This is a genomic window from Edaphobacter sp. (assembly GCF_028283685.1).
GTDB lineage: Bacteria > Acidobacteriota > Terriglobia > Terriglobales > Acidobacteriaceae > Edaphobacter.
Window position 1 is genome coordinate 305,906 of sequence record NZ_JAPWKF010000010.1, and the last position, 24,405, is coordinate 330,310.

Genomic DNA, 24,405 nt, shown 5'->3' on the forward strand with positions numbered 1-24,405 from the left:
CCTGCGAAGAGGGCTCTAGGAGCGGCAGAGTACGATGAGAGTCAAGGAGAGCCGTAGATGATGCCAGTCGGCCGGGATTGCATGACATGCGCCGTGAAGGGTGAGGATTGCTTCTGCAGCCTTCCCCGCGAGGCGCTGGCCGACCTGCAGACCATCGGCGGCTTTCAGCGCTTTGAGGCTGGCGACCGCGTGCTGAACGAGGGCTTCAAGGCCGACCGCGTGTACGTGATATGCCACGGCCGCATCAAGCTGACGGCCTCCTCGCCCGAGGGCAGGCTGCTGATCGTACGCATCGCCGGGCCGGGTGACGTCCTGGGGCTGTCTGCCGTGCTCAAAGGCACTACGCACAAGGTCACCGCCGAGGCCCTGGAGCCGTGCGAGGTGAAGGCCATCGCGCGAACCCAGTTCCTCAACCTGATGGACCGCTATCGCGACGTGAGCCGCAACACCGCGATGACGATGGCCCTGGAGTACGAGGGCGCGATCCTCAGTGCGCGGCGGCTGGCGCTCTCGGGTTCGGCGCCCAGCAAGCTGGCCAACGTACTGCTGGATTGGGCGAAGATGGACGGCCCTATCAACGGCCAGCCGATGTCCTTTCGCATGCCGCTCACCCACGAGGAGCTGGGCAGCATGGCCGCGCTCTCCCGCGAGACCGTCACCCGCGCCCTCACCAAGTTTCGCAAGGAAGGCCTGCTGACGCAGGACGGCGAGACGATGACGCTGACCCGGCCTGCCGAGTTGGAACGGCTTTATAGCTGAGCTCGTACCATTAGCCCTGCTGGCGGTTCCACGGCATTCGCCCCTGCAGCGCCGCCCTCATGCAGATATCACCGTTCCCACAAAAACCAGCGACCTTGTCTCCAGACATCTCCTTCTGCGGAACGACTACATCACTATATGGTGATATAGTTTAACGGTAATGACACCACCAGCCACGATGAGCGACAAGATGATGGAGCTGGTGGCGCGGAGGTTCCGCACGCTGGGCGAACCGCTGCGCCTGCGCATTCTGCAGCAGCTCGAAGCAGGCGAAAAGACCGTAGGCGAGCTGGTCGACGCGCTGGACGCCGGCCAGCCCAACATCTCCAAGCACCTGGGCATCCTCTACGATGCTGGACTCGTGGGACGACGCCGCGAGGGCAACGCGATGATCTACGGCATCAACGACCCGATGGTCTTTCGCCTCTGCGATCTGGTGTGCCGCAGCGAAACGAAGAGAAGCAAGGCGGCGTTCGAAGCACTGAACGGAAGAACGAAGGTGAAGCGATGAAGATCGAACGGTTTGAGATTGCGGGACTCGCGCAGTACTCCTACATCGTCTCCGATGCAGGCGAGGCCGTCGTCATCGACCCCATCCGCGACATCGACCGCTACACCGACTATCTCGCCGCACACAGCCTGCGGTTGACCTCCATCCTCGAGACCCACATCCACGCCGACTTCGCCACGGGCTCGGTCGAACTCGCCGCCGCCACCGGCGCAAAGCTTGCCCTCAGCGCCTACGACGCTGGCGAGCGCTTCGTCTACGCCATGCCACACCGCCAGCTCTTCGACGGCGACTCCATCCCTGTAGCTCAGGCCAGGCTGGTCGCTCGTCACACACCGGGACATACGCCGGAGCACCTCTCGTTTCTGCTTTACGAAGACGACGCAGCAACACAACCCTCGGCGATCTTCTCCGGCGACTTCCTCTTCGCCGGCTCCCTCGGCCGCCCCGACCTCCTCGGCGAAGAAGCCAAGCTCGGGCTCGCCCGCGAGCTCTACCGCAGCGCCACCGAGCGCATCGCCGACCTGCCCGACACGCTCGCCATCTACCCCGGTCATGGAGCTGGTTCCCTCTGCGGCTCCGGCATGAGCGAACGCGCCGAGACCACGCTCGGCTTCGAACGCGAACACGATCCCTACCTCCGCTACCCCAGGCAGGAGTTCCTCGAGAAGATCCTCGCCTCCGTCCCCGAGATGCCCGCCTACTACCCGCGCATGAAGCAGCTCAACGCCGACGGCGCTCCTGTCATCGGCGACAGGCTCACGCCGCAGTGGCTCAGTCCCTCCGAGGTCGCCTCCATCAAGGACGACGATGCCACCGTCTTGATCGACCTGCGCGGAACCGCTGCCTTTGCCGCCGGCCACATCGCAGGCTCCATCAACATCGGCCGCGGCCCCAGCCTCTCACTCTGGGCAGGCTGGCTGCTCGATGCCGCAAAAAAGATCGTGCTCATCGTCGAGCGTCGCGGCGACGAGGTCGAAGAATCCCTGCGCGGCCTGCTGCGCGTCGGTCTCGACGACATCCTCGGCGTCGCCACCATCGCCGAGTGGCGCGACGCAGGCTATGCGCTCACCGCCATGAAGCTCCGCAACGCAGCCGACGTACAGCGCGAACTTCCTTCGCTCTACCTGCTCGACGTGCGCAACCAGGGCGAACGCAGCAGCGGCATCATCGCGGGAGCGCATCCCACGGTGCTCGGCGATCTCACCCAACACCTCGATGAAATTCCGCGCGAGGCGAAGATCGTCACCATCTGCGCCAGCGGCTACCGCGCCAGCATCGCGGCCAGCCTGCTCGCCGCCGCGGGATACGCCGACGTCAGCATGCTCGATGGCGGCATGTCCGCATGGCAGGATCTGCACGCGGCACAATAACTCCCGAAGCTTACAAACAAAAAACCACCCTCCGCATCCAGCGCGAAGGGTGGTGTGACCCGGGCTATCGGGGGGGGGGTGGTAGAACCCGCGCCTCGCTCTGTGGAGACACGAAGCGCAGGCGCCCGGAACTTTGTTCTAAGCCGCGAACTCGCTATGCCGCTCAGGGTGATCCATCGACTCGTAGTCGTAGGCTTCGTGCGTCACGATCGGCACCTGCACAAAGTTCTCCGTGATCGGCGGCGAGTTCGTCTGCCACTCCAGGCCAAAGGCGTTCCACGGATTCGCCTCCGCCTTCTCACCGAAGTAGATCGACCACGTGAGATACAGGATCGTCAGCAGGTAGCCCAGGCCCATGATGCTCGCGCCCGCTGTCGACATCACGTTCAGCACCTGCCACTCCGGCGGGTACATCGCATACCGCCGCGGCATGCCCAGGTAGCCGAGGATGAACTGCGGCCCGAAGGTGAAGAAGAATCCGATAAAGATCGTCACCGCTGCGATCTTGGCCAGACCCTCCGGATACATGCGGCCCGTCATCTTCGGCCACCAGAAGTGCAGGCCGCCGAGGTACCCCATGATCACCGACCCCACCATCACGAAGTGGAAGTGCGCGACGATGAAATACGTCTCCGTCAGGTGAACGTCCATGCCCAGCGTTCCCAGAAAGACGCCCGTGCATCCGCCGATCACGAACAGGCCGATGAAGCACAGCGCATAGACCATCGGCGCCGAGAAGGTGATCGTGCCCTTGTACAGCGTCGAGGTCCAGTTGAAGACCTTGATCGCCGAAGGCACCGCCACCAGCATCGTCAGCAGCGAAAACACCAGCGCCGAGTAGTTCGAGATGCCCATGATGAACATATGGTGCGCCCACACAAAGAAGCCGAAGATCGCAATCGACACCGACGAGAACGCCACCGCCGTATAGCCGAATATGCGCTTGCGGCTGAAGCATGCCATCACCTCCGAGATCACACCCATCGACGGCAGCAGCATGATGTACACCGCCGGATGCGAGTAGAACCAGAACAGGTGCTGGAACAGCAGCGGATCGCCGCCGATCGTAGGATCGAAGATGCCGATGCCGACGATCCTCTCAAGCGCGACCAGCACAATCGTAATCGCCACCACCGGCGTCGCCAGCACCATCATGATCGACGCCGCATAGTGCGCCCAGCAGAACAGCGGCATGCGGAACCACGTCATCCCCGGCGCGCGCATGCGATGGATGGTGACGATAAAGTTCAGCCCGGTAAAGATCGACGAGAACCCGGAGACAAACGCCGCCAGCCCCGCCGTGATGACATTCGTGTTCACGAAGCGCGTCGAGAGCGGCGTCGTAAAGGTCCAGCCCGTATCCACGCCGCCGTTGATCACCGTGTACAGCAGCAGCAGGCCCGCAGCCATGTAGCAGTACCAGCTCAACAGGTTGAGCTTGGGAAAGGCCAGGTCGCGCGCACCCACCATCAGCGGTATCAAGAAGTTGCCGAGTACCGCAGGCACCGCTGGAATCAGCACGAAGAAGACCATCACAATGCCGTGCATGGTGAAGACCTTGTTGTACGTATCCAGCGCCATCAGGTCGGCCTGCGGCGTCAGCAGCTCCAGCCGCAGCAGAAACGCCAGGATGCCTCCCGCGCCGAAGAAGATCGTGATGCCGATCAGGTACAGAATCGCAATGCGCTTGTGATCGACCGTCAGCAGCCAGCTCTTCAGGCCATGCGACACATTCAGGTAATTCGTCTCTTCTGGCCGCGCAGGTGCGGCGACGGCAGGTCGGGAGATAGCGGCAGAGCTCATGCGTGTGCGGCCCTTCTTACGGGGAAGGCGGGAGCCAGGTTGGGCTGGGCAAGATTCAGCGCGGCATTCAGACACTCATGCACGGCCAACACGATCAGCGGCGGACAGTTGGCGCTGGTGCCGTAACCGGGGCAGGCGGCGCGAGCATCGCAGGTGGAGGTGCGGCGTGCAGTACGCGGGCAGTTGGTGCAGCTGCCGGTGCAGGGCTTCTTTTGCAGGACGTTGAGCGACATCGTGTGGCTCCCTCGATCACCAGCATCGGACACACCACCGCGCCGGGGATGTGACGGCGATCACACGAACTGTCAGAGTTTTGTCGCAGCGCCAGCCTCCGGGGATACCCGGCGCAGAAACAGATATGGCCCGATCCGCACGGAGGATCGGGCCATATCTGCTGCAGAGAAAAGTTCCGCTGCTTACTGCCAGCCGCCTCCCAGCGCCGCATAGAGCTGCACCAGCGAGGTCGCCTCCTGCTGCTGCGCCTGGGCCAGCTTCAGCTGTGCGTCGTACAGATCGGTGTCGGTCGCCAGCACCTCGATGTAGCTGGTGTTGCCGCCCGCATACCGCAGCCGCGCCAGACGCACCGCATCCGTGGCCGAAGTCACGGCACGCGTCTGCTCCTCGCGCCGCGTACGTGTCTCGCCATAGGCCGTCAGCGAGTTGGAGACGTCCTTCAGCGCATTCAGCACCGCCTTGCGATACGTTGCCACCATCTCCTCCTGCTGCGCCTGCGAGTATTTGTAGGTGCTGCGAATGCGTCCGCCCGCGAAGATCGGCTGCGAGAGAGATCCCGCAGCGTACCAGTACGCATTCTGCCCGGCGAAGATGTTGTTCAGCTGGTTGCTCGCCGAGCCGCCCATGCTCGTCAGCGAGATCTGCGGGAAGAACTGCGCCTTCGCCACACCCACGCGCGCATTGGCCGCCATCAGCGTCGCCTCGGCCTGCCGGATATCCGGCCGCCGCTCCAGCAGCTCCGACGGCAGTCCTGTCGGCACCGCCGAAGGATGCGGTTGATCGGCAATCTCCACACCACGTTCGATGTTTGACGGAGCATGCCCCAGCAGAATGCTGATTGTGTTCTCCTGCACAGCCACCTGGCGACGAATCTCAGGCAGGTCCGCCTTCGCTGTGAACAACAGCTCTTCGGCCTGCCGCGTATCCGCACGCGAGCCCGCACCGTAGGACTCCAGCTGCTGCGTCAGCTTCAACGAATCCTCACGCGCCTTGATCGTGTTCTGCGTAATCGCCAGCTGTGCGTCGAGGCTGCGCAACTGGAAGTACGCCGAAGCAAGATCTTCGATCAGCGAAGCGCGAGTCGCACGCTGCGCCCACTCCGACTGCAACAGCTCCGCACGCGCAGCCTCGGTCTGACGACGATACAGTCCCCAGAAGTCGAGGTTCCACGCCGCCGAAGCACTGAAGCCACCGCCGCGAATAAAGTCGTTCTTCGTGCCGTCGCTGTTCGTATTCGCCAGCCCCTGCGGCAGCTGCAGCGCCGTAAAGCTTCCACCCGCGCCCAGCGTGGGCAGCTGTTGCGAGCGCACGATGCCGACCTGCGCTCGCGCCTCCAGCACACGCTTGGCCGCAATGGTGAGGTCAAGGTTGTTGGCCAACGCCTCCGTGATCAGCTGCTGCAACGTGGGATCGGTGAAGACACTCTGCCAGTTCTCTTCACCCAGCGTCGCTGCGGGAGCCGTTGCGTCCGCCTTCTTCGCCGGGTCCGCCGTCGCCGGAAGATCCGGTGCCAGCGCGCCGCGATAGCTCTGCGGCGCCGCCGTCGTCGGCCGCGCATAGTTGGGACCGACGTTGCAGCCCAGCACCATCAGCGCCAGCAGGCCGGAGACAAGCGCCAGCCCGGCTCCGCGCAGAATACGGTCACGAGTTGTCTGCGATTCACTGAAGTTCAACATGTTCGCCCTCGTTGAGCAGGTCGCTCGGACTCGCCACCAGCGATTCGCTGCCGTTCAATCCCGCAACCACCTCGATCTCCTTGCCCATGTCCTTGCCGATCGTCACCGGCACAAAGCGCAGCGTGTGATTCGCATCCACTGTCACCACGTGCATACCCGCATGGTCGATCACCAGCGAGCTCGTCGGAATGATCAGCGAGCTGTGCTGCTCGGCCAGCGTGAAGTGCACCTGCGCGTACATGCCGGGCAACAGCGAACCATCGCGGTTGTCGACCTGCACCTCGGTGCGCATCGTGCGAGCCGCATCGTTCAACGCGCCTGCATTGCGGGTCACCGTGCCCGTATAGTTGCGCCCCAGCCGCTCCGTTACATCCACTTCGGCCTTCTCGCCGTCATGAATGTTGACTGCCTCCGACTGCGGCACGTCCACCTGGATGCGCAGCGTGCTGCCCTGCGCGATGGCGAACAGCGGCCTCGTGCCGGCGGCGGCCGCAGCACTCACCAGATCGCCGCGCTCGACGTTGCGCTCCGTAATCACGCCGTCAAACGGAGCGACAATGCGCTCGAACCCCTGCATCTGTTCCAGCCTCGCAACATTCGCCTTGTAAGCAACGACGCTGGCCTGCGCCGCGGTGATATTCGCATTCGCCGCATCCACATCGGCCAAACGCGCATTGTGACTCTGCACCGCTGCATCGACGATCTGTTGCGAGATGGCATGCTGCTCACCCAGCGGAAGATCGCGATCCTTCGTCAGCCGCGTCAGCTCTGCATTCGCCTTCGCTTGCTCCAGTGCAGCCCGCGCCTGTGCCAGTGCGGCCTCCGACTGCGCCAGCGTCGCCTTCGCCTGCCCCAGCTGCTGATCGAGCTCCGGCGACGAGATCACGGCGAGCACCTGCCCCGCCTTTACCTTCGCGCCGATGTCGACGTTGCGCCGGTCAAGATAACCGTCCACGCGGGCGTAAAGACTCGCCGTGTACAGCGGCTCCACGTTGCCCGGCAGCACCAGCTGCGAGGTTGGCTCGCCCTTGGTGGCATGGATGACCGTAACCACCGGATGCGTCACCGGGGACTCTCGGCTGGCGGCCAGCGCCTCGCGATGGCTGTTGATGCGCGGCACCGCTCCAATCGCGATGAGCGCGAGCAGAGCGACGCCTCCGATGCCGTACAGCTTGACGCGGCTGCCGGACTGCTTCTGGGTGCGGTCGCTGGTGCGATTTTCCTGGGTGCTGATCATGCGGCCTCCTCGGCGGAATTTCTTCCGTGAATCAGGGTGAACATCAAAGGAACGAAGAACAGGGTGGCGAAGGTCGCCATACTGAGACCGCCGATGACGGCGCGGGCCAGCGGAGCATTCTGCTCGCCGCCCTCGCCCATGCCCAGGGCCATCGGCAGCATGCCGATGATCATGGCGCAGGCGGTCATGATGATGGGGCGCAGGCGCGTGAAGCCTGCGGTAATCGCGGCGCGCAGCGGATCTTCGCCGCTGGCTCTTAGCTCATTGGCAAACGTCACCAGCAGAATCGAGTTCGCCGTCGCCACGCCGACCGACATAATCGCACCCATCAGTGAAGGCACATTGAACGTCGTCTGCGTGAGGAACAGAGCCCATACGATGCCGGTAAATGCGCCTGGCAGGGCGCAGATGATGATGAACGGATCAAGCCAGCTCTGGTAGTTCACCACCATCAGCAGATACACCAGCAGCGCAGCAAACGCGAGACCGATGCCGAGCCGCGTGAACGCCTCGTTCATGCTCTCCACCTGCCCGCGCACTACAATCCGCGTGCCCGGGGGAAGGCTCTTACTCTCTTCCTTCACGATGCGCTCCACCTTCGCCGCCACCGAACCGAGGTCGCTGTCCTGCGTGTTGGCGAAGATATCGAACACCGGCGCGCCGTTGTGATGGTTCACTACAACCGGCATAATCGAAGGCCGCAGCGTCGCCATGTTGCCAAGAATCTCGTTGCGATCGCTGATGGTGTGCATCGGGATCGGCGTGTTCTTCAGCGCATTGATCGAATCGATCTGGTACTGCGGCGTCTGCGCGGCCACCGTATACGTGATGCCCATCTTCGGGTCGAGCCAGAAGTTCGGCTGCACCGCCGCGCTCGAGCTCAGCGAGATGTACAGGCTGTTCGCCACATCCTGCTGCGTCAGCCCGAACTGCGCCGCACGCACGCGGTCGATGTCGAGATGAAGATCCGGCGCATCCACCACCTGGTGCATGTGCACGTCGACCGCGCCCGGAACCTCCGCCAGCCGCTCGCGCAGGTGCCGCGCAATCTCATAATTGGCCGGGTCGTAGCCCTGTACCTGAATGTCGATCGGCGCAGGCAGGCCGAAGTTGAGAATCTGCGTCACCATGTCCGCAGGCTGGAAGAAGAAGGTCAGCCCCGGAAACTTCTTTGGCAGCTCGGCGCGCAGCTCGCGCACATAGCGCTCCGTCGGATGATGCTTCTCGTTCAGCGCGATCAGGATCTCTCCGTCTGCGCTGCTGATCGTCGAGCCGTCGCCGAACGCATAGTTGAACGTCTCCGGCGTGAGACCGATGTTGTCCAGCACCAGTTCGGTCTCTTTCGCCGGAATCGTCTTGCGAATCTCGTCCTCCACCTGGCTGAAGATCACCTTCGTCGCTTCAATGCGAGTGCCGGGGCGCGCCCGCACATGCAGCTTGATCTGTCCCGCATCGACCGCCGGGAAGAAGTCGCGGCCAATGAACGGCAGCAGCAGGAACGCCGTCGACATGACCGCCAGCGAAGCGAACAGCGCTGTGCGGCGATGCGCTAAGAAGCTCTCCAGCGCGCTCGTATAGCGTGCCTGCACCGCGGAATAGCCGCGATTGAAGCTCTCATTGATGCGGCGGAAGATCGACTTCGAGCCCTCCGCGATCACCTCGTGCGTCGTCTCGCCCTCGAAGCTATGCTCCGCGCCAAGCAGGTAGTTCACCAGCACCGGCACCAGCGTGCGCGAAAGCACATACGACGCAAGCATCGCGAAGACCACGGCCAGAGCCATCGGCGTAAACAGGAACTTCGCCGGGCCCGTAAGGAAGACCACCGACACAAACACAATGCAGATCGTCAGCGTCGAGACCAGCGTCGGCGTCGCAATCTCCGAGGCGCCAATCAGCACCGCCTCACGCAGCGGCTGCCCGTCCATGTGTCGATGAATATTCTCAATCGTCACCGTCGCATCGTCGACCAGGATGCCGATGGCCAGAGCCAGTCCGCCCAACGTCATCGTATTCATCGTCTCGCCCATCGCGCTCAGCACAATGATCGAGCTCAGAATCGACAGTGGAATCGAGATGGCAATAATCAGCGTGCTGCGCCAGCTGCCAAGGAACAGCAGGATCATCAGCGCCGTCAGTGCGGCAGCGATCAGACCTTCACGCAGCACGCCAACAATGGCCGCCTTCACGAAGATCGACTGGTCGAACAGCTCCGTAATCTTCAGGCCCTTGGGGGCGGCCTCGCGCGAAGCGGGCAGCACGTCATCCTTGATCTGTTTCACGATCTCCAGCGTCGAAACCGAGCCGGTCTTCATAATCGTCAGCAGCGCCGCAGGCTTACCGTTCGCACGCGCCACGTTCTGCTGCACCGACCACCCATCGCGCACATGGGCAATGTCACGCATGTAGACCATCGAGCCGTTCACCTGCTTGATGGGCACGTCGTTGAGCATCAGCGCGTCCACCGGGCTCGAGTTCGTACTGACCGTGTACTCGGTGTTGTCCACCTTCGCCGTTCCCGATGGAAGCGTCACGTTCTGCGCGTTGATCGCAGCTGTCACATCCACCGGCGTAAGCCCCTTCGCCAGCAGCGCATTCTGATCGAGATCGACCATGATCTGCCGCGCCACGCCACCATACGGCGTAGGCAGCAGCGTGCCGGGAACCTTGGTCAACTGTTGGCGCACACGGAACAGGCCATAGTCGTAGATCTCCGACTCCGAGAGCGTGTCGCTCGATAGCGAGAGCTGAATAATAGGTACCGTCGATGCGCTGAAACGCAGAATCCACGGTGGATTCACGCCCTGCGGCATACGGAAGCGAATCGAATTAACTGCTGCGCCGACCTGTGACATCGCCGCGTCGATACGTACCTGCGGCTGGAATGAAATCTTGATGACGGAGGCGCCACTGGTGGTCTGCGAGTCGATCGCTTTCACGTCGTTGACCACGGCCATGACAAACTCGCTGAACGTCGTGACGCGCTGCTCCATCTCCTTCGCAGGCAATCCTGAATACGACCAGATGACCGTAATCTGTGGAATATTGATGTCCGGAAAGATGTCCGTCGGCGTCGTCGCAATCGACGAAAAGCCAAGAACAAGAATTAAAATCGACGCAACGATGAAGGTGTAGGGACGATTTAAGGCAAGACGGACTATCCACATAACAGCGGCTCCAAACGAGGCGTTTTTCTGTACGGTTTTTTTGTACTGCGGATACTTTGATGTGCGTCGAAATATAAAGATTCACGGTTTCGCGCTTTTGGCGCATCTCGCTGATCTTTGGCGCGATTGATCGCAGATGAATCCAACAGACGTCGGCAGAGTCGAATCAACAGACAGGTGCAGCACGATGGAAACACTTAGCGATACCCGGGCCGCACAGATCAGCAAGGCGCTCGGCGATCCCAATCGCCTTGCGCTCTACACGCAGATCGCGCAGCACAAGCGAACTGTACTGTGGCGAGATGCACGCAAGAAACGCCATCTCGCTGGCGACGCTCTCGCATCACCTCAAGGTGCTGACGGAATTAGGACTGATCACCTTCCGCAAGGAGGGTCAGAATGTCTACTACCGCGTTGTGCCGGAGACCTTTCGCGCCTATCGACGCTATCTCGACGGTATCGCCGCAAAACACCTGGCATAAGGTCACGCCGCTACAGCGTAGCTCTCACTGGCCACCGGATGACTCGCTCGCTGCAACCGCCGGGTGACCGGTCGTCGTTGCGCGACGGCGATACACGCGCAGATCGTTGCGGCGCTGCAACAGGATCGCGAAGCTGCGCTTCACCACGTCGTGTCCGCCCGAAGTAAGCGAATGGCCGGTGTCATACCAGTCGCCTCCGATGATCGACTTGCCATAGCGCTCAAACTCGCCCGGCCCCAGAATCATCACGTTCACGAGGTCGTGGTACTGGTCCGGCACGGTAAACGGGATGAAGACGTGCGAGGTCTGCCTGCGCACCGCGAAGTACGCCGCAAAGTCTGTGTAAACCCAGTCGTCTGGTCCGATGTCCCGCGCCGCCAGCGCATTCACCTGCTCCATATCACGATCATCCCAGTAGTACAGCGCCGAAGCCGCCTGCAGCGGCAGCCCCAGCAGGCACGCGGCCATAACCATCGTCGCCGCCGCCGCCGTAACAAACGGACGCCGCCTCAGGCTGAACCACCTAAACGAAGCCGCCAGCGCCAGCGCCAGCGGGATGTAGGCCATCCACGAGTAGTACGTCGTCAGCTTGCTCACCAGGATCATTCCCAGCGGTACCAGCGTCGCCGCGATGATCCCAAAGCCCAGCACCGATCGCACCTGCAGCTGCTTCTTCCGCCAGCACTCGGCAGCGATCAGCAGAACCGCGCCGTAAAGCAGAAACAGGCTGGGGTCCTTCGGCAGCCTCTTCGTGCGTTCCACATCGTTCAAAAACCGGTCTTTGAATGAGCCCGGGCTCTCCGTATGCAGCGAGTCGAAGAAGTTCTGCAGCACACCGAAGTGATGGTAGACGCCCAGCAGCGCGGCGACGCCAACCGCCGCCGCCGAGCATAGCACCGCGCACTCACCCAACACCGACGTTCCGCACACCAGCAGCAGGCAGCAGCTGAGAATAAATGCGAAGGGCACCATGTGCAGGCCGCAGAACGGCAGCAGGAATCCACCGCCCCCGATCAACCCCAGCCGCAATCTGCGCGACGGAATCGTCGCAGCCAGCAGGATCGACGAGCACAGCAGGATGCCCAGGCAGTCATAACGACCGCTGCGAAAGTTGATGCCGATGCCATATCCCATCAGCAGCAGTGGAACGAACGACAACCGTTGCCACGGATTCGCAATCAGCCCCAGCCGCTTGATCGCAAGCCACAGCACGTAACAGCTCGCCGCAATCAGCAGGTAATTCAGCGAACGCACCGCGGAGATCGTAAACCCGAACGCCTTGATCCAGAGCCCGCTGACAAACGGATACAGCGGAGCGTTGCAGGCGAAGAAACTCGTCGTCATATGGTCGCCGCAGGTCCAGACCGATGACGTAAAGCCGTTGCCCATCGCAAAGTTCGCGGCCACGTCCGTAAACATGTCCTCGTCCTGCCACGGCAGAGGAAACCGCGTCGAGGTCGCCATGTTGTAGGCCACAAACGCCAGCAACAAGACGAGGAGACTGAGAGTCGCTCTGCGTTCCGCGCGAGCGGGCACATGATTGGTCACAGAATCCTCCGAAGGGGGTAAAGCCATCATACGGTGATCCCGGAACTTCACAACCGCGAAATCCTTCCGCAAAGGTGTCATTGCACTGGGCGTTCCATCTGAGCTATGAAAATGAATGTCTTCCCCGTCAAAACAAACGGCCGGCTGCCTCATGCGCAACCGGCCTGGCTCTGCAGCTTTACAAAGCCAACACCCTACAGATTTGTTACACGTATAGATGCTTAAGGCTTCACATTCACCGGAGCCAGCTTTGCCGCCGGCAGTGTGACGTCCAGCATCTTCGCAAACGTCGGCGCAAGCTGCCGCATGTCGATCACGCGCAGATCGCGTCCCTTGGCGATACCCACACCCTTGATCATGAAGGTCGAGCGCAGGTCAGGCCGCGATGGCAGATACCCATGCGTGCCCGTTGCCGGAGCATCCGTCACCAGGGGGCCGCTCAGGTTGCCGCCTCCGGAATAGCCCTCCTTGAAGTCGACCAGGAACGACGCCGTCGGAAAGCCGCCGCGCTTGTGCAGCTCCTCCGCATCCAGCACCGTCGCGATGCCGTACTCCGGATTCGCCTTTGCCTTTTCCAGCAGCGCCTTCATCTTTGCCAGCGTCGCCTTGTCCTTCGGGTCCTTCAGTACGATGGCCGCAACACCACCCGCTCCCCACGCCTGCGCCGTCCACGCCGTCACACTTGGTTGCTTCGACGACGCGGAAGCATCCGTTGTGATAAAGCCGTTCTCCACCAGCAGAGCATTCAGATGCATATGGTGATCGACGCGCAAAAAGCCATGATCGGAGACAATCGCGACCCGCGTCGCCGGATCAATCGAAAGCGCAGCCTGGATGATCTCCGCCACCTGCCCATCCAGCACCTCCACCGCCGCATTTGCCTCCGGGCTGAACGGGGCATGCTCATGCTCCTGATGGTCGAGATCCGCAAGATGCACCAGCATCAGCCCCGGATGAAACTTCTTCAGAATCGCGATGGACTCGCGCGTGCGCAGCACATCGTGGTCTTCCTTCGGATCGACCTTGATCCCGAGCTCCGCAAGAATATCGCGCGGGTTATACGGCGAGCCGTTCGGCGTGTCCGTCTCCTCCGACTGCGCATACTCGGCGATGTTGTAGTCGATCGGCGCGCCCACCGTCACCGGCCAGCTCACCGCCCCCGTCTTGATCCCCGCCTTGTCCGCTGCCTGGTACAGCGTCTCCACCTTGATGGCGTTGAAGTACCAGTACCACTCGCCCGGATGCTGGTTCAACGGATCGAACGTAAGGTTGTCATAGATACCGTGCTCCGCCGGCCACACACCGGTCACAATCGTCGTATGGCTGGGATACGTCACCGTCGGAATCACGCCCTGCACTCCCTCGGCGTAGGTTCCATCGCTAAGAAAGCTGCGTAGCGTCGGCGCCTTGATGCCGTGTTCGTCGGCATGCGTCACGTAATCAGGCCGCATGCCGTCCAGCGAGATGATGACCAGCGGTGCGGGCCTGGCCTGCGCGAGCAGAGACGAGGCAGAGGCGAGGACCAGCGAGGCGAGCGTGAAAGCAGAATGGCGCAGTGAAGGCATCATGGGCTCCATCGTGTCAAAAAGATGCTGCAGCAGGATTAATTTCGAGGCTAAATATCTGCATTGCGATCAGACGCGTTTACTCACTTCCTAAACGTAAGCCACACAGTCGATCGCCAGACCATAATCGCCCGCGGGCAGCGCCGCAGGCTGCACCGTGTTGCGCGCCGGAAACACCGCTCCCCACTTGCGCGTCTTGTACACGGCGTTCATGCGGTCGAACTGCTTGATGTCTTCCATAAAGAGATTGATCTTGAGAATCTTCTCCAGCGACGAGCCTGCCGCCACAAGATTCTTCTCCAGCTCATCCAGCACCCACTTGGTATTCTCTTCAATCGTGCCCGGCACGCGGCAGCCAATGCCGGAGACGAACAGCAGGTTGCCAAAGCCAACAACAGTCGTAAACGGAAACTGGGTCTGCGACTTGCCGGTCGCGTCCCTCTTGGTGGACGTCACGTCCTTCCCGGCCGGTGATGCGCTTTGCGCCAGTGCGGGTACTGCGGCGAAGGCGCCTCCTGCCGCTGCATTCTTCAGCAGGCTGCGTCGCGTCTGCTTCTCCATGTTCGATTCGTCCTCTCCTGGAAATCTCCTGCCGCACCATCTTAGCCGCACGCATCATCGAGAGTGAACCGCACAGCCGCCACGCGCATCGTACCCAGCAGAGGACTATACGCAGCAGTAGCCCAGGAGGAACGATGGCAAGGCCAACGTGGTCCGGCTCCATCCAGATATCGCTCGTCTCGATCGCAGTAAAGATCTTTCCCGCAACCAACCCGGGCAGACAGGTGGAGTTTCACCAGATCGATCGCGAGACCGGCAAGCGCGTCCATCATCAGAACGTCACCGAAGGCGATACCGTCGAAGCCACCGACATCGTGAAGGGGTTTGAGTACGCCAAGAACCGCTACGTCGCCATCGAACCCGACGAGCTGAAGGCCCTGCGCCTGCCCACCGCCACCACCATGCAGATCAAACAGTTTGTCAAGATGGACGAGGTCTCGCCCACACTCTTCGAACGCCCCTACTTCGTCGCTCCCAAAGACGAGGCCCAGTCCAAAGCACTCAACATCATGCGCAAAGCCCTTACCCAAACCGCAAGCTGCGGCATCGGCGAGATCGCCTTCAGCGGACGCGAGCACCTCGTCGCCATCGCCGCTCCCATCGACCCCAAACAAAAAGGCCTGATGCTCTACACGCTGCGCTACGAAGAGGAGCTGCGCGATACAAAAGGCGTCATGCCCGACGCAAAGGACTCATCGGTCGACGCCGAAGAACTCTTACTGGCCAAACGCCTCATCGAAGGCAGCACCTCGAAGTTCGACCTGTCGAAGTACAAAAACGACTATATCGCCGCCGTGAAGAAGCTGGTCGACGCCAAGCGCAAGGGCAAAAAGATCGAGGTCGAAGCCCCTGCCCCCAAACGCGAAAAAGTCGTCAGCATCATGGACGCCCTGCGCCAGAGCCTCGGAGCCGAAAAGCCGAAGAAGAGCGCCAAGGCGAAGAAGACAGCAACGCGACGGAAGAAAGCAGCCTAGCAAAAGAAGTAGCAGCGCGAAAGAAAAGACGGACCGGAGAAAGAGAAGCCCGTGATCCACCATTCCCCGTGAGTTGTCATTCCGGCCGGAGCGCGGAAGCACGCAGTGGAGAAACCCGCTTTCGACCCGCGAATTCAACCAGCTACAAAATAAATTTCAGCTCGTCACCCTCCCCTTGCACTTCGACAACAAGCCTGCTACCGTTCCCCTTGTCGAAGCAAAAGGGGAGAAGCGCGCCATGGCCGAAAAGAAGCTGGAGCTGCCGCAGGGCACACTCGACCTGCTCATCCTGAAGGCCATCGAGCTGGAGCCGATGCACGGCTGGGCCATCTCCGAGCGGCTGCAGCAGATCTCCCGCGACGTCATTCAGGTGCAGCAGGGTTCACTCTACCCGGCGCTGCATCGCCTGGAGCGGCGCGGCTGGATCAAGGCTAACTGGGCGATCAGCGAAAACAGCCGCCGCGCCAAGTACTACGAGTTGACCGCGAAGGGCCGCAAGCAGCTGGCCGTCGAAGCCAGCGACTGGAACCGCCTCGCCGCAGCCGTCGGCGAGATCCTCGGCATGGCCTGATCACACCGCCAAAGGAGCAAACGCATGGATAACGATCTGCTGTATCGTCTGCGGGTGCTGTTCCGCCGCCAGCGCGTCGAGCGCGAGCTGGACGAAGAGTTAATGTTCCATGTGGAACATGAGGCCGAGAAGCTGAAGCGCTCCGGCCTCTCGCCGGAAGAAGCACTGCGCCAGGCCCGCATCGCCCTCGGCGGCGCAACCCAGGTGCAGCAGCAGGTGCGCGACGGCCGCGGCGTGCGCCTGTGGGACGAGATCCTCGCCGACGCGCGATTCGCGTTCCGCCAGCTCCGACGCTCGCCCGTCTTCACCGTCACGGCGCTCGCCACGCTGACGCTCTCCATCGGCGCGGCCATCACCATGATGAGCCTCGCCAACTCCGTGCTGCGGGAGCCGCTGGCCTATCCCGAGCCTGACCGTCTGGTCGGCGTCTCCTTCACCGCCGGAACGCAGTCGCCCAACAACGAACAGACCGGCGGCACCGCGCAGTTCCTCCTGCAGAACGCCAGATCCTTTCAGTCGACGGCGATCTACAGCTCCGGCACCTCCGGCGCAAACCTCGCAACGGGCAGCCGCGCAGGAGACGGCGCCGTGCAGGTGGCCGTGCAATCGGTCGACCGCAACTTCTTCCCCACGCTCGGCGTACAGCCCGTGCTTGGCCGCAACTTCTCCGCCGACGAAGACCGGCGTACGGGGCCAAAGGCAATTCTGCTGAGCTACGGCGTCTGGCAGCGCATGTTCAACAGCAGCCCCGACGTGCTCGACCGTGTGATTCAGCTGAACGGCGAGAGCGTCACGATCGCCGGCGTGATGCCCCAGGGCCTCAACTTCGGCACCGACGACCCGCGCTCGCTCTCCCCCGCGGCCGACGCCTGGCAGCCGCTGAAGCTCGACAAGTCCGACCCCGGCTACGCGGGCACCAACTACAACATGATCGCGAGGCTGCGCGACGGCGTCACGCTGGTGCAGGCAGGGCAGGAGATGGAGTCCTTCAACCAGCAGCTGTACAAGCTCTTCCCCTATCTCAAGCTGTGGATCACCGTCGCGCAGCACATGCCGGAGCTGCGTGTCTGGCCACTGCAGACCGTTATGGTCAGCAACGTGCGTACCAGTCTGCTCACACTGACCTCGGCGGTATGCGCTGTGCTGCTGGTCGCCTGCCTCAACCTCGCCGGCCTGATGGCGGCGCGCGCCAGCAGGCGTCAGCGCGAGATCTCCCTGCGCACGGCGCTGGGCGCTTCACGTGCCAATGTTCTGCGGCTGCTGATCTCCGAAAGCCTTCTGCTCGCGCTCACCGGAGCCGCGCTGGGAGTCCTGTGCGCCCGGGTTATGCAGCCGCTGCTGCTGAAGAGTTCGCCGATCATCCTGCCCCACACATCCACATCGAGCCTCTTATTGCAGATCGGTCTCGCACTGCCGCTGGCCCTGGCCGTTACGCTGCTCTGCGGCCTGCTGCCCTCGTGGCTGATGCTGCGCCGCAACAGCTCCTCAAGCCTCCAGGTGGGCCACACCGTCGGCGCCTCCTCGACCGATGTGCGGCTGGGCAAGGCGCTGCTGGTGATGCAGACGGCTGTAACGGTGTTGCTGCTCTCCGCGGCATCGCTGCTGCTGGGCGTCTTTCTTCGCCTGCGAGCCACACCACTGGGCGTGCAGCCGCAGCATCTGACGGTGGCGCAGGTGAACCTGAAGGGGCAGGACTACAGCTCCACGGCGGCGACCATGCAGTTCGTCGACAAGGTGCTGGCGCGGCTCAGGGAATATCCCGGCGTGCGCTATGCCGCAGCGATCAACGGCTTTCCTCTGGATCGCGGCCTGAACGTGATGATGGAGCCCGCGGGAAAGGATAAGAAATCGTTCATCGTGGAGGCGCGCTTCGTCACGCCCGACTACTTCCGTACCATGGGCATCCCTATGCTCGCCGGGCGCGACTTCACCGACAGCGACAACGAGGGTGCCCCAATCGTGGCCGTGATGAGCGAGGCGCTGGTCAAAAAGCTTGAGCTTGGATCGAACCCGGTCGGCCAGCAGCCACGCGGCATCTGGGGCTCAGACAAGACGACCCCCACAACGGTGATCGGCGTAGTTGCCGACGCCCGCACCCACTCCCTGGCGGAAGACCCGGCGCTTCTGCTCTACGTGCCCTTCACGCAGCAGACCGATAAGACCACAAAGACGATGAACGGTTGGTTCCGCACCAGCTTCGCCATCCGCAGCGCGGCGGACACTGACCTCGCCGCCGCGGTGCAGCAGGCCATCCACGAGGCCGATCCCGGCATTCCCGTCTCGCGCTACACCACCATGCAGGCGATGATCGACAACTCGCTGGCGCGGCCAAGATTTCTTTCGACACTGGTGATGGCGTTTGCGGTCTTCGCGCTGGTTCTCACCGTGATCGGCCTCTTCGGCCTGTTGAGCTACCAGGTCACCGAACGCACGCGGGAGATCGGCGTGCGCATGGCGCTGGGCGCGAGCCGTGGGCAGATCGTGAGCTTCATCATGCGACGCGGCGTTCTGCTGACGCTGGCTGGCCTGGCCGTGGGCTCGGCGACGAGCCTGCTGCTGCCCCGTCTTGTGCGCGCCCTGATGAGCGACAACATATGGACGGCGGGCGTGGGCGTGAAAGGAAGCAATATGCCGGGCACGACAGCCTCGGTCGCCGCAGCATGCGCGGCCATGCTGCTGGCCGCTGCCGTGGCAAGCTTTCTGCCCGCGCGCAAAGCCTCGGCGATTGAGCCCCTGGAGGCGCTGCGTACCGAGTAGTCCGGCGACGGCCGTGGGATTTTCGAGAATATCCACGCCGGTATAGGACATCTGCGACTTGCCGGGTCCGGGCCAGATGGGTATCTTCATCTGTGACTATGCGAACCTTTCCGACGTCTCTCGCTCTCGCCCTCGTAATGACCGCCGCCGCGCCAATGCTGGCGCAGGATGCCGCCTCGCAGATGAAGCACCAGGACACAGAGGTGTATGAACCGGCTCCTCCGATCATCACGCCGGGCAAGACCGATGCCGATCCGCCGTCGGACGCCATCATTCTCTTCGACGGCAAGAACCAGGACGAGTGGGTCTCCGCGCAGGACCACACGCCCGCCAAGTGGACCGTCAGCGACGGCACGCTGAAGGTGAGCAAGGAACACGGCGTCGGCAATATCGAGACGAAGAAGAGCTTCAAGGACTACCAGCTGCATATCGAGTGGAAGATTCCCACAACCATCGAGGGATCGGACCAGGGCCGTGGCAACAGCGGCGTCTTCCTTGCATCGACCGGACCCGGCGATGCGGGCTACGAGCTGCAGGTGCTCGACAACTACAACAACAAGACCTATGTGAACGGCCAGGCGGGCTCGATCTACAAGCAGGCGATTCCGCTGGCGACGCCGTCGCGCAAGCCGGGCGAGTGGCAGACGTACGACGTGATCTGGACCGCGCCGCGCTTCAACACAGACGGCTCGCTGAAGTCGCCGGCCTATGTCACGGTGATCTTCAACGGCGTGATCGTACAGAACCACTTCGAGCTGAAGGGCCAGACGCTGTACGTCGGCAAGCCGTTCTACAAGGCCTATGACAAGGCGCCGATCAAGCTGCAGGCCCACGGCGACAAGAGCGAGCCGATCAGCTTCCGCAACATCTGGATCCGCGATCTGAACTTCGATCCGAGCTACAAGTTCTCCTGGGAGAAGTAGCGCGAAGCTTTAAGGATAGCGGCGAAGCAGCGATGCTGCTTCGCCGTTTTGTTTTGTTGTGATTCTCAGAGCTGCACGGCGCATTTATTTTGTTTGTCCTTCCGCCGCGAAGAGATCACAAGCAATGGCTGTGGGGACGGCGAACAGTGGCACAACCCGCTAGGTCGTCTTTAGCGGCCAGTTCACCTTGCCACCGTGGTGATAGGCATAGTTGCCAATGTGCCCGGCCCGCGCCGCCGACACGCCTGTTTCGACCGGCGCATTCGGCTCTTTGCGGCTCTTGATGCAGTCGAAGAAGTTTTTGGTGTGCGCGATGGTGCCGTCCTCGAAGCTGTCTTCTTTCAGCACGGGGTTGCGATCGCTCTTCACGCCTTCGCGCCAGATGGTCATGCCGCTGCGGGTGAGCTTGAGCGTAGCCTCGGTGCCGCGGAACTCCAGACCGCCGTCGTCGATCGACGAGGCCATCATGCCCTCGTACACCACGTCGAAGTCGCGATAGCGAAAGGCCGCCTGGATGGTGTCCGGGCACTCCCAGTCCTGGTAGATACGTTTGTCGCCAAGCATGAAGGCGGTCGATGGTTCATCGGCCTTCATCGCCCAATGCACAACGTCGATCCAGTGGGCGAAGAGGTCGGTCATCGCGCCGCCACCGAAGTTCCAGAACCAGCGCCAGCGGAAGAACTTCTCCAGCGTGAAGGGCTGATCGGGCGCGCCGCCGAGCCACTGCTTCCAGTCGAGCTGCGACTGGTCGATGGGCCTGGGCACCCAGCTGAAGCCATAGTTCTGCCACCAGTAGGTGCGCACCTGCGGCACCTTGCCCAGCGTGCCGCCCTGGATCAGATCGACTGCGTTGCGAAAGTGCGACCAGCTGCGCTGCTGCATGCCGCACTGCAGGATCTGCTTGCCGGAGCGCACGGCGTGCGTCAGTACCGCACCCTCTTCGAGCGTGTGGGTCACAGGCTTTTCCAGGTAGACATCCTTGCCTGCTGCCAGCGCGGCGGTGGCGCAGCGTACGTGCCAGTGGTCGGGCGTGGCGATAAAGACGGCATCGAGGGTCTTGTCGTCGGTGACTTCGCGGTAGTCGACGTGCTCGGTCGCCGTGGCCGCGTTGGCGCGCGATTTGATCAGCGTCCGCTGCGGTGCATAGACGTCGCAGACCGAGACGATGTCGAAGGGAACGCCGGAGGCATCGGCTGAGCCGAGGACAGCGCGCATGCGGCCACCGGCGCCGATGACACCGACGCGCAGCCTCTCGTTTGCTCCAAAGGCACGTGTAGAAGCCAGTGCGGTCAGCCCGCTGGCGACAAGAAAACTGCGACGGTTCAGATCTAAAGACATGAAACTCCTCGTGTTCGTCGATCGCGAGGATGGTAACAGAGGTGGCGACGGCAAGTGTCCCCACGGCACGAGATGCGGGACGTGCGCTTAAATTTTTTTTGTTGTTACTTCTCTCACTGCTGCCCGCTCAAACGGTCGCGCAACTCGATGACCGTCGAACGATCACCAACCGGCCCTCTGGGCACGGCCGCCCCTTTGCGCGCATTTCATCTCCCCAAGGAGCAGACAGTATGAACCAAACGAAACGCTACAGGATGTTCGCAACTGCCATCGTCGCTATCAGTGCCATCGCCTCGCTGCAGGCAGCAGCGCAGGTGTCTAACCTTTCCTTCGGCAAGCCGGCTCCAGGCGCGGGCGCTGTCTTTGTGATGACCAACGACGCCGATCGCAATGAGATTGTCGCCTTTGCCCGCAGCAGCAACGGTCAGCTGAACCAGTCGGGCCGCTTCGCGACGGGTGGACGAGGCAGCGGCGGCGTCACCGATCCGCTGGAATCTCAGGGCTCGCTGACCCTCAGCCAGGATCACTCGGTGCTGTTTGCCGCCAATGCCGGCAGCGGCGACATCTCGGTCTTTCGGGTCGCCGGGCGCAACCTGCTTCTGGTCGATCGACAGGCTTCGGGCGGCAGTCAGCCGGTCGCCGTCGCGGAGCGTCATGGCCTGGTCTATGTGCTGAACTCGGGCGGAGCGGGCAGCGTGGTTGGCTTTCGCACGGGGTTCGCAGGCCGCCTGCAACCGATCAAGGATGCCACAGTGTTTCTAAGCGCCAACGCCACCGGCGGAGCATCGCTCTCGATCAGCCCGGACGGTCAATTCGTGCTGGTCTCGGAGAGGATCGCCAACACCATCGACGCATTTCGCATTCATCCTGATGGCACGCTGGGCGCCATCGTCGTGAATCCGAGTTCCGCGCCGGGTGCTTTCTCGCTGCAGTTTGCACCGGACGGCAAGGCCATCGTCTCTGAGACCGGCCCTGCGGGAGCTTCACACGCCTCGACCATCTCGTCGTACAGCGTGACGGCCAGCGGTGCGCTGGTGGCCGTGAGCCAGAGCGTGCCAGCGTTTGGCGATGCCAACTGCTGGAATGCGATCACGCCGGACGGCAAACATGTCTACACGTCGAACGCCGCCAGCGCCTCGATCTCAGGCTTCAACATCGGCGACGATGGCACGCTGACGCCAATCGGCTCGACCGTGGTCGGCAACAACCCTCCCGGCAGCACCAACCTGGATATCGCCGTCACAGCGGATGGGCAGTATCTCTACACCATCAACTCCGGGACCGGCGATCTGGGCGCGTTTCGCATCGAACATGACGGCACGCTGACCAGCCTTGGGCAGGCAGGCGAGCTTCCGAAGTCGTCGGGCTTCAACGGCATCGCCGCTCTCTGATCACCCGGCAAAACGGAGACGCGTCCGCGGTCCTAGGACAGCGGACGCGTCTTCCATGCGCTGAAGCTATACGGATGCAACTGAAAGCTATGCCGCGATCAGCTTCTTCTTCTTGCCTTCGATGTCGGGCAGGAAGCCCGTCAGCAGGCCGATGGCGGGAAGGTACGCGCAGAGGTGGTAGACGTTGATGATGCTGGTTGCGTCGGCCAGCTTGCCCAGCACACCCGCGCCGATGCCTCCCATGCCGAAGGCGACGCCGAAGAAGAGGCCCGAGATCATGCCCACGCGGCCGGGCATCAACTCCTGCGCGTAGACCAGGATCGCAGAGAACGCCGAGGCGATGATGAAGCCGATGACGACCGAGAGCACGCCCGTCCAGAAGAGCGAGGCATAGGGCAGCACCAGCGTGAAGGGCAGCACGCCGAGGATCGAGATCCAGATGACGAGCTTGCGGCCGTAGCGGTCGCCCGCCGAGCCGCCGATCAGCGTGCCTGCCGCGACTGCTCCCAGGAAGAGAAAGAGCATGATCTGCGAGGTACGCACCGACACCTGGAAGCGCTGAATGAGATAGAAGGTGTAGTAGCTGGTGAGGCTGGCGAGGTAGAAGTACTTCGAGAAGACGAGCGCGACAAGGACGGCGAGCGCACCGGCGACGCGTCCGCGTGAGAGCTGCACCGCTGGATGATGCTCCTCGTGCTTCTTTCCGGCAGCGACCTCCGCCTGTCGCGCGCGATACCAGCGGCCGATGCGATAGAGCACGACGATGCCGAGGATTGCGGGAAGCGCGAACCAGGCCATGCCCTTCTGCCCCTGCGGCAGCACGATGAATGCGGCCAGCAGAGGTCCAATGGCCGAACCGGAGTTGCCGCCCACCTGGAAGAAGGACTGCGCGAAGCCGTGCTTGCCACCCGAGGCCATGCGGGCGATGCGGGAGCTCTCCGGATGAAAGATCGACGAGCCCACGCCAACAAGGCACGAGGCAAAGACCAGCCACCCGAACGACGGCGCCACCGCCAGCAACAGCAGGCCGATGAGCGTGAACGTCATGCCCACGGGAAGAGCGAAGGGCATCGGGCGGCGATCGGTGAACTGACCGACGAGAGGCTGCAGCATCGAGGCGACGATCTGGTAGGTAAGCGTCAGCAGGCCCAGCTGCGTAAAGTCGAGATGGAACTTCGTCTTCAGAATGGGATAGATCGACGGCAGCAGCGACTGCACCATGTCGTTCAGCAGATGACAGAAGCTGATTGCCGCCAGTACGCGCAGCAGTGTGCGCGAGGGCTGGCTCGACGGGGCGGTAGGTACAGCATTGAGATCCTGCGAGTTGATCATGTCGGCGGCAGGCATCGTCGCTGTGAAAGAGGTCTCGCTCATTGAGAACCTTCCTGTCTTTATTTCAACTTCGTGGTATAGCTCCAGTTTAGTGCGCGGAGCGCGGTCGCTCGAACGATATAACAACTCTCTATGCCTCAATAACATGGCGGGGCGCGGCCTCCACTGCCGCTCACGGCGAAGCGCCACGGCATGGCACGATCCTCGTT

At 62.4% G+C, this 24,405-nt stretch carries 19 protein-coding genes; 9 read left to right on the forward strand and 10 right to left on the reverse strand.

Annotated elements, in window-relative coordinates; all coding sequences use genetic code 11:
* The first annotated feature begins 57 nt into the window (after positions 1 to 57).
* From PW789_RS19390 to PW789_RS19400, 3 genes are all read left to right on the forward strand, one after another.
* Entirely contained in the window at positions 58 to 759 is a 702-nt protein-coding gene (locus PW789_RS19390) for a Crp/Fnr family transcriptional regulator (protein ID WP_299380060.1), read from the forward strand.
* A gap of 178 nt (positions 760 to 937) precedes the next feature.
* Positions 938 to 1,270 (forward strand): helix-turn-helix transcriptional regulator, encoded by a 333-nt coding sequence (locus PW789_RS19395; protein ID WP_299380064.1) that lies wholly within the window; start codon positions 938 to 940, stop codon positions 1,268 to 1,270.
* On the forward strand, positions 1,267 to 2,640 hold the full coding sequence (locus PW789_RS19400) for an MBL fold metallo-hydrolase (RefSeq protein WP_299380067.1): 1,374 nt from the start codon (positions 1,267 to 1,269) through the stop codon (positions 2,638 to 2,640). Before PW789_RS19395 ends, PW789_RS19400 begins: the two co-directional genes overlap by 4 nt.
* Positions 2,641 to 2,778: 138 nt before the next feature.
* Here the strand turns inward: PW789_RS19400 and PW789_RS19405 are convergent, their stop codons facing one another.
* The 5 genes from PW789_RS19405 to PW789_RS19425 form a co-directional block, all read right to left on the reverse strand.
* Positions 2,779 to 4,443 carry a cbb3-type cytochrome c oxidase subunit I gene (locus PW789_RS19405; RefSeq protein ID WP_299380070.1) on the reverse strand — a complete coding sequence of 555 codons (1,665 nt, stop codon included), beginning with the start codon at positions 4,441 to 4,443 and terminating at the stop codon, positions 2,779 to 2,781.
* On the reverse strand, positions 4,440 to 4,676 hold the full coding sequence (locus PW789_RS19410; RefSeq protein WP_299380073.1) for a hypothetical protein: 237 nt from the start codon (positions 4,674 to 4,676) through the stop codon (positions 4,440 to 4,442). Before PW789_RS19410 ends, PW789_RS19405 begins: the two co-directional genes overlap by 4 nt.
* 183 nt (positions 4,677 to 4,859) lie before the next feature.
* Entirely contained in the window at positions 4,860 to 6,353 is a 1,494-nt protein-coding gene (locus tag PW789_RS19415; protein WP_299380076.1) for an efflux transporter outer membrane subunit, read from the reverse strand.
* Positions 6,337 to 7,590, reverse strand: a complete 1,254-nt coding sequence (locus PW789_RS19420) for an efflux RND transporter periplasmic adaptor subunit (RefSeq protein ID WP_299380079.1) — start codon at positions 7,588 to 7,590, stop codon at positions 6,337 to 6,339. The genes PW789_RS19415 and PW789_RS19420 overlap by 17 nt, the downstream gene beginning before the upstream one ends.
* Complete coding sequence (locus PW789_RS19425) at positions 7,587 to 10,754, reverse strand: efflux RND transporter permease subunit (protein WP_299380083.1); 3,168 nt, start codon at positions 10,752 to 10,754, stop codon at positions 7,587 to 7,589. Before PW789_RS19425 ends, PW789_RS19420 begins: the two co-directional genes overlap by 4 nt.
* A 302-nt stretch (positions 10,755 to 11,056) precedes the next feature.
* Between PW789_RS19425 and PW789_RS19430 the strand changes: the two genes are divergently transcribed.
* Entirely contained in the window at positions 11,057 to 11,236 is a 180-nt protein-coding gene (locus PW789_RS19430) for a hypothetical protein (RefSeq protein WP_299380086.1), read from the forward strand.
* Positions 11,237 to 11,260: 24 nt separating this feature from the next.
* Here the strand turns inward: PW789_RS19430 and PW789_RS19435 are convergent, their stop codons facing one another.
* The 3 genes from PW789_RS19435 to PW789_RS19445 all read right to left on the reverse strand — a co-directional run bounded on the left by PW789_RS19435 (position 11,261) and on the right by PW789_RS19445 (position 14,910).
* The gene (locus tag PW789_RS19435; RefSeq protein WP_299380089.1) at positions 11,261 to 12,784 is read right to left on the reverse strand and encodes a hypothetical protein; all 1,524 of its coding nucleotides are present in this window, start codon (positions 12,782 to 12,784) and stop codon (positions 11,261 to 11,263) included.
* A 221-nt stretch (positions 12,785 to 13,005) separates the two neighbouring features.
* On the reverse strand, positions 13,006 to 14,352 hold the full coding sequence (locus PW789_RS19440) for an alkaline phosphatase family protein (protein WP_299380092.1): 1,347 nt from the start codon (positions 14,350 to 14,352) through the stop codon (positions 13,006 to 13,008).
* A gap of 87 nt (positions 14,353 to 14,439) precedes the next feature.
* Positions 14,440 to 14,910: a Rid family hydrolase gene (locus PW789_RS19445; RefSeq protein ID WP_299380095.1), complete on the reverse strand. Its 471-nt coding sequence runs from the start codon at positions 14,908 to 14,910 to the stop codon at positions 14,440 to 14,442.
* A gap of 134 nt (positions 14,911 to 15,044) precedes the next feature.
* Between PW789_RS19445 and PW789_RS19450 the strand changes: the two genes are divergently transcribed.
* The 4 genes from PW789_RS19450 (at position 15,045) to PW789_RS19465 (ending at position 20,135) form a co-directional block, all read left to right on the forward strand.
* The gene (locus PW789_RS19450; RefSeq protein ID WP_299380098.1) at positions 15,045 to 15,884 is read left to right on the forward strand and encodes a Ku protein; all 840 of its coding nucleotides are present in this window, start codon (positions 15,045 to 15,047) and stop codon (positions 15,882 to 15,884) included.
* A gap of 73 nt (positions 15,885 to 15,957) precedes the next feature.
* Complete coding sequence (locus tag PW789_RS19455; RefSeq protein WP_367182591.1) at positions 15,958 to 16,455, forward strand: PadR family transcriptional regulator; 498 nt, start codon at positions 15,958 to 15,960, stop codon at positions 16,453 to 16,455.
* 24 nt (positions 16,456 to 16,479) lie between these two features.
* The gene (locus PW789_RS19460) at positions 16,480 to 19,212 is read left to right on the forward strand and encodes an ADOP family duplicated permease (protein ID WP_299380100.1); all 2,733 of its coding nucleotides are present in this window, start codon (positions 16,480 to 16,482) and stop codon (positions 19,210 to 19,212) included.
* A gap of 98 nt (positions 19,213 to 19,310) precedes the next feature.
* Positions 19,311 to 20,135: a DUF1080 domain-containing protein gene (locus PW789_RS19465; RefSeq protein ID WP_299380391.1), complete on the forward strand. Its 825-nt coding sequence runs from the start codon at positions 19,311 to 19,313 to the stop codon at positions 20,133 to 20,135.
* 159 nt (positions 20,136 to 20,294) lie between these two features.
* Here PW789_RS19465 and PW789_RS19470 read toward each other — a convergent pair whose 3' ends face one another.
* On the reverse strand, positions 20,295 to 21,473 hold the full coding sequence (locus PW789_RS19470; RefSeq protein ID WP_299380103.1) for a Gfo/Idh/MocA family oxidoreductase: 1,179 nt from the start codon (positions 21,471 to 21,473) through the stop codon (positions 20,295 to 20,297).
* A 230-nt stretch (positions 21,474 to 21,703) separates the two neighbouring features.
* On the opposite strand from PW789_RS19470, the gene PW789_RS19475 reads away from it, so the two are divergent.
* On the forward strand, positions 21,704 to 22,864 hold the full coding sequence (locus PW789_RS19475) for a beta-propeller fold lactonase family protein (protein ID WP_299380105.1): 1,161 nt from the start codon (positions 21,704 to 21,706) through the stop codon (positions 22,862 to 22,864).
* Positions 22,865 to 22,951: 87 nt separating this feature from the next.
* Here PW789_RS19475 and PW789_RS19480 read toward each other — a convergent pair whose 3' ends face one another.
* Positions 22,952 to 24,238 carry an MFS transporter gene (locus PW789_RS19480; RefSeq protein ID WP_299380108.1) on the reverse strand — a complete coding sequence of 429 codons (1,287 nt, stop codon included), beginning with the start codon at positions 24,236 to 24,238 and terminating at the stop codon, positions 22,952 to 22,954.
* Positions 24,239 to 24,405: the final 167 nt, after the last annotated feature.

What these genes read in the sequence shown, in the direction of transcription:
- PW789_RS19390 (WP_299380060.1), top strand. Translation starts at nt 58, where the DNA reads ATGATGCCAGTCGGCCGGGATTGCATGACATGCGCCGTGAAGGGTGAG.
- PW789_RS19395 (WP_299380064.1), top strand. Translation starts at nt 938, where the DNA reads ATGAGCGACAAGATGATGGAGCTGGTGGCGCGGAGGTTCCGCACGCTG.
- PW789_RS19400 (WP_299380067.1), top strand. Translation starts at nt 1,267, where the DNA reads ATGAAGATCGAACGGTTTGAGATTGCGGGACTCGCGCAGTACTCCTAC.
- PW789_RS19405 (WP_299380070.1), bottom strand. Translation starts at nt 4,443, where the DNA reads ATGAGCTCTGCCGCTATCTCCCGACCTGCCGTCGCCGCACCTGCGCGG.
- PW789_RS19410 (WP_299380073.1), bottom strand. Translation starts at nt 4,676, where the DNA reads ATGTCGCTCAACGTCCTGCAAAAGAAGCCCTGCACCGGCAGCTGCACC.
- PW789_RS19415 (WP_299380076.1), bottom strand. Translation starts at nt 6,353, where the DNA reads ATGTTGAACTTCAGTGAATCGCAGACAACTCGTGACCGTATTCTGCGC.
- PW789_RS19420 (WP_299380079.1), bottom strand. Translation starts at nt 7,590, where the DNA reads ATGATCAGCACCCAGGAAAATCGCACCAGCGACCGCACCCAGAAGCAG.
- PW789_RS19425 (WP_299380083.1), bottom strand. Translation starts at nt 10,754, where the DNA reads ATGTGGATAGTCCGTCTTGCCTTAAATCGTCCCTACACCTTCATCGTT.
- PW789_RS19430 (WP_299380086.1), top strand. Translation starts at nt 11,057, where the DNA reads ATGCACGCAAGAAACGCCATCTCGCTGGCGACGCTCTCGCATCACCTC.
- PW789_RS19440 (WP_299380092.1), bottom strand. Translation starts at nt 14,352, where the DNA reads ATGATGCCTTCACTGCGCCATTCTGCTTTCACGCTCGCCTCGCTGGTC.
- PW789_RS19445 (WP_299380095.1), bottom strand. Translation starts at nt 14,910, where the DNA reads ATGGAGAAGCAGACGCGACGCAGCCTGCTGAAGAATGCAGCGGCAGGA.
- PW789_RS19450 (WP_299380098.1), top strand. Translation starts at nt 15,045, where the DNA reads ATGGCAAGGCCAACGTGGTCCGGCTCCATCCAGATATCGCTCGTCTCG.
- PW789_RS19460 (WP_299380100.1), top strand. Translation starts at nt 16,480, where the DNA reads ATGGATAACGATCTGCTGTATCGTCTGCGGGTGCTGTTCCGCCGCCAG.
- PW789_RS19465 (WP_299380391.1), top strand. Translation starts at nt 19,311, where the DNA reads ATGCGAACCTTTCCGACGTCTCTCGCTCTCGCCCTCGTAATGACCGCC.
- PW789_RS19470 (WP_299380103.1), bottom strand. Translation starts at nt 21,473, where the DNA reads ATGTCTTTAGATCTGAACCGTCGCAGTTTTCTTGTCGCCAGCGGGCTG.
- PW789_RS19475 (WP_299380105.1), top strand. Translation starts at nt 21,704, where the DNA reads ATGAACCAAACGAAACGCTACAGGATGTTCGCAACTGCCATCGTCGCT.
- PW789_RS19480 (WP_299380108.1), bottom strand. Translation starts at nt 24,238, where the DNA reads ATGAGCGAGACCTCTTTCACAGCGACGATGCCTGCCGCCGACATGATC.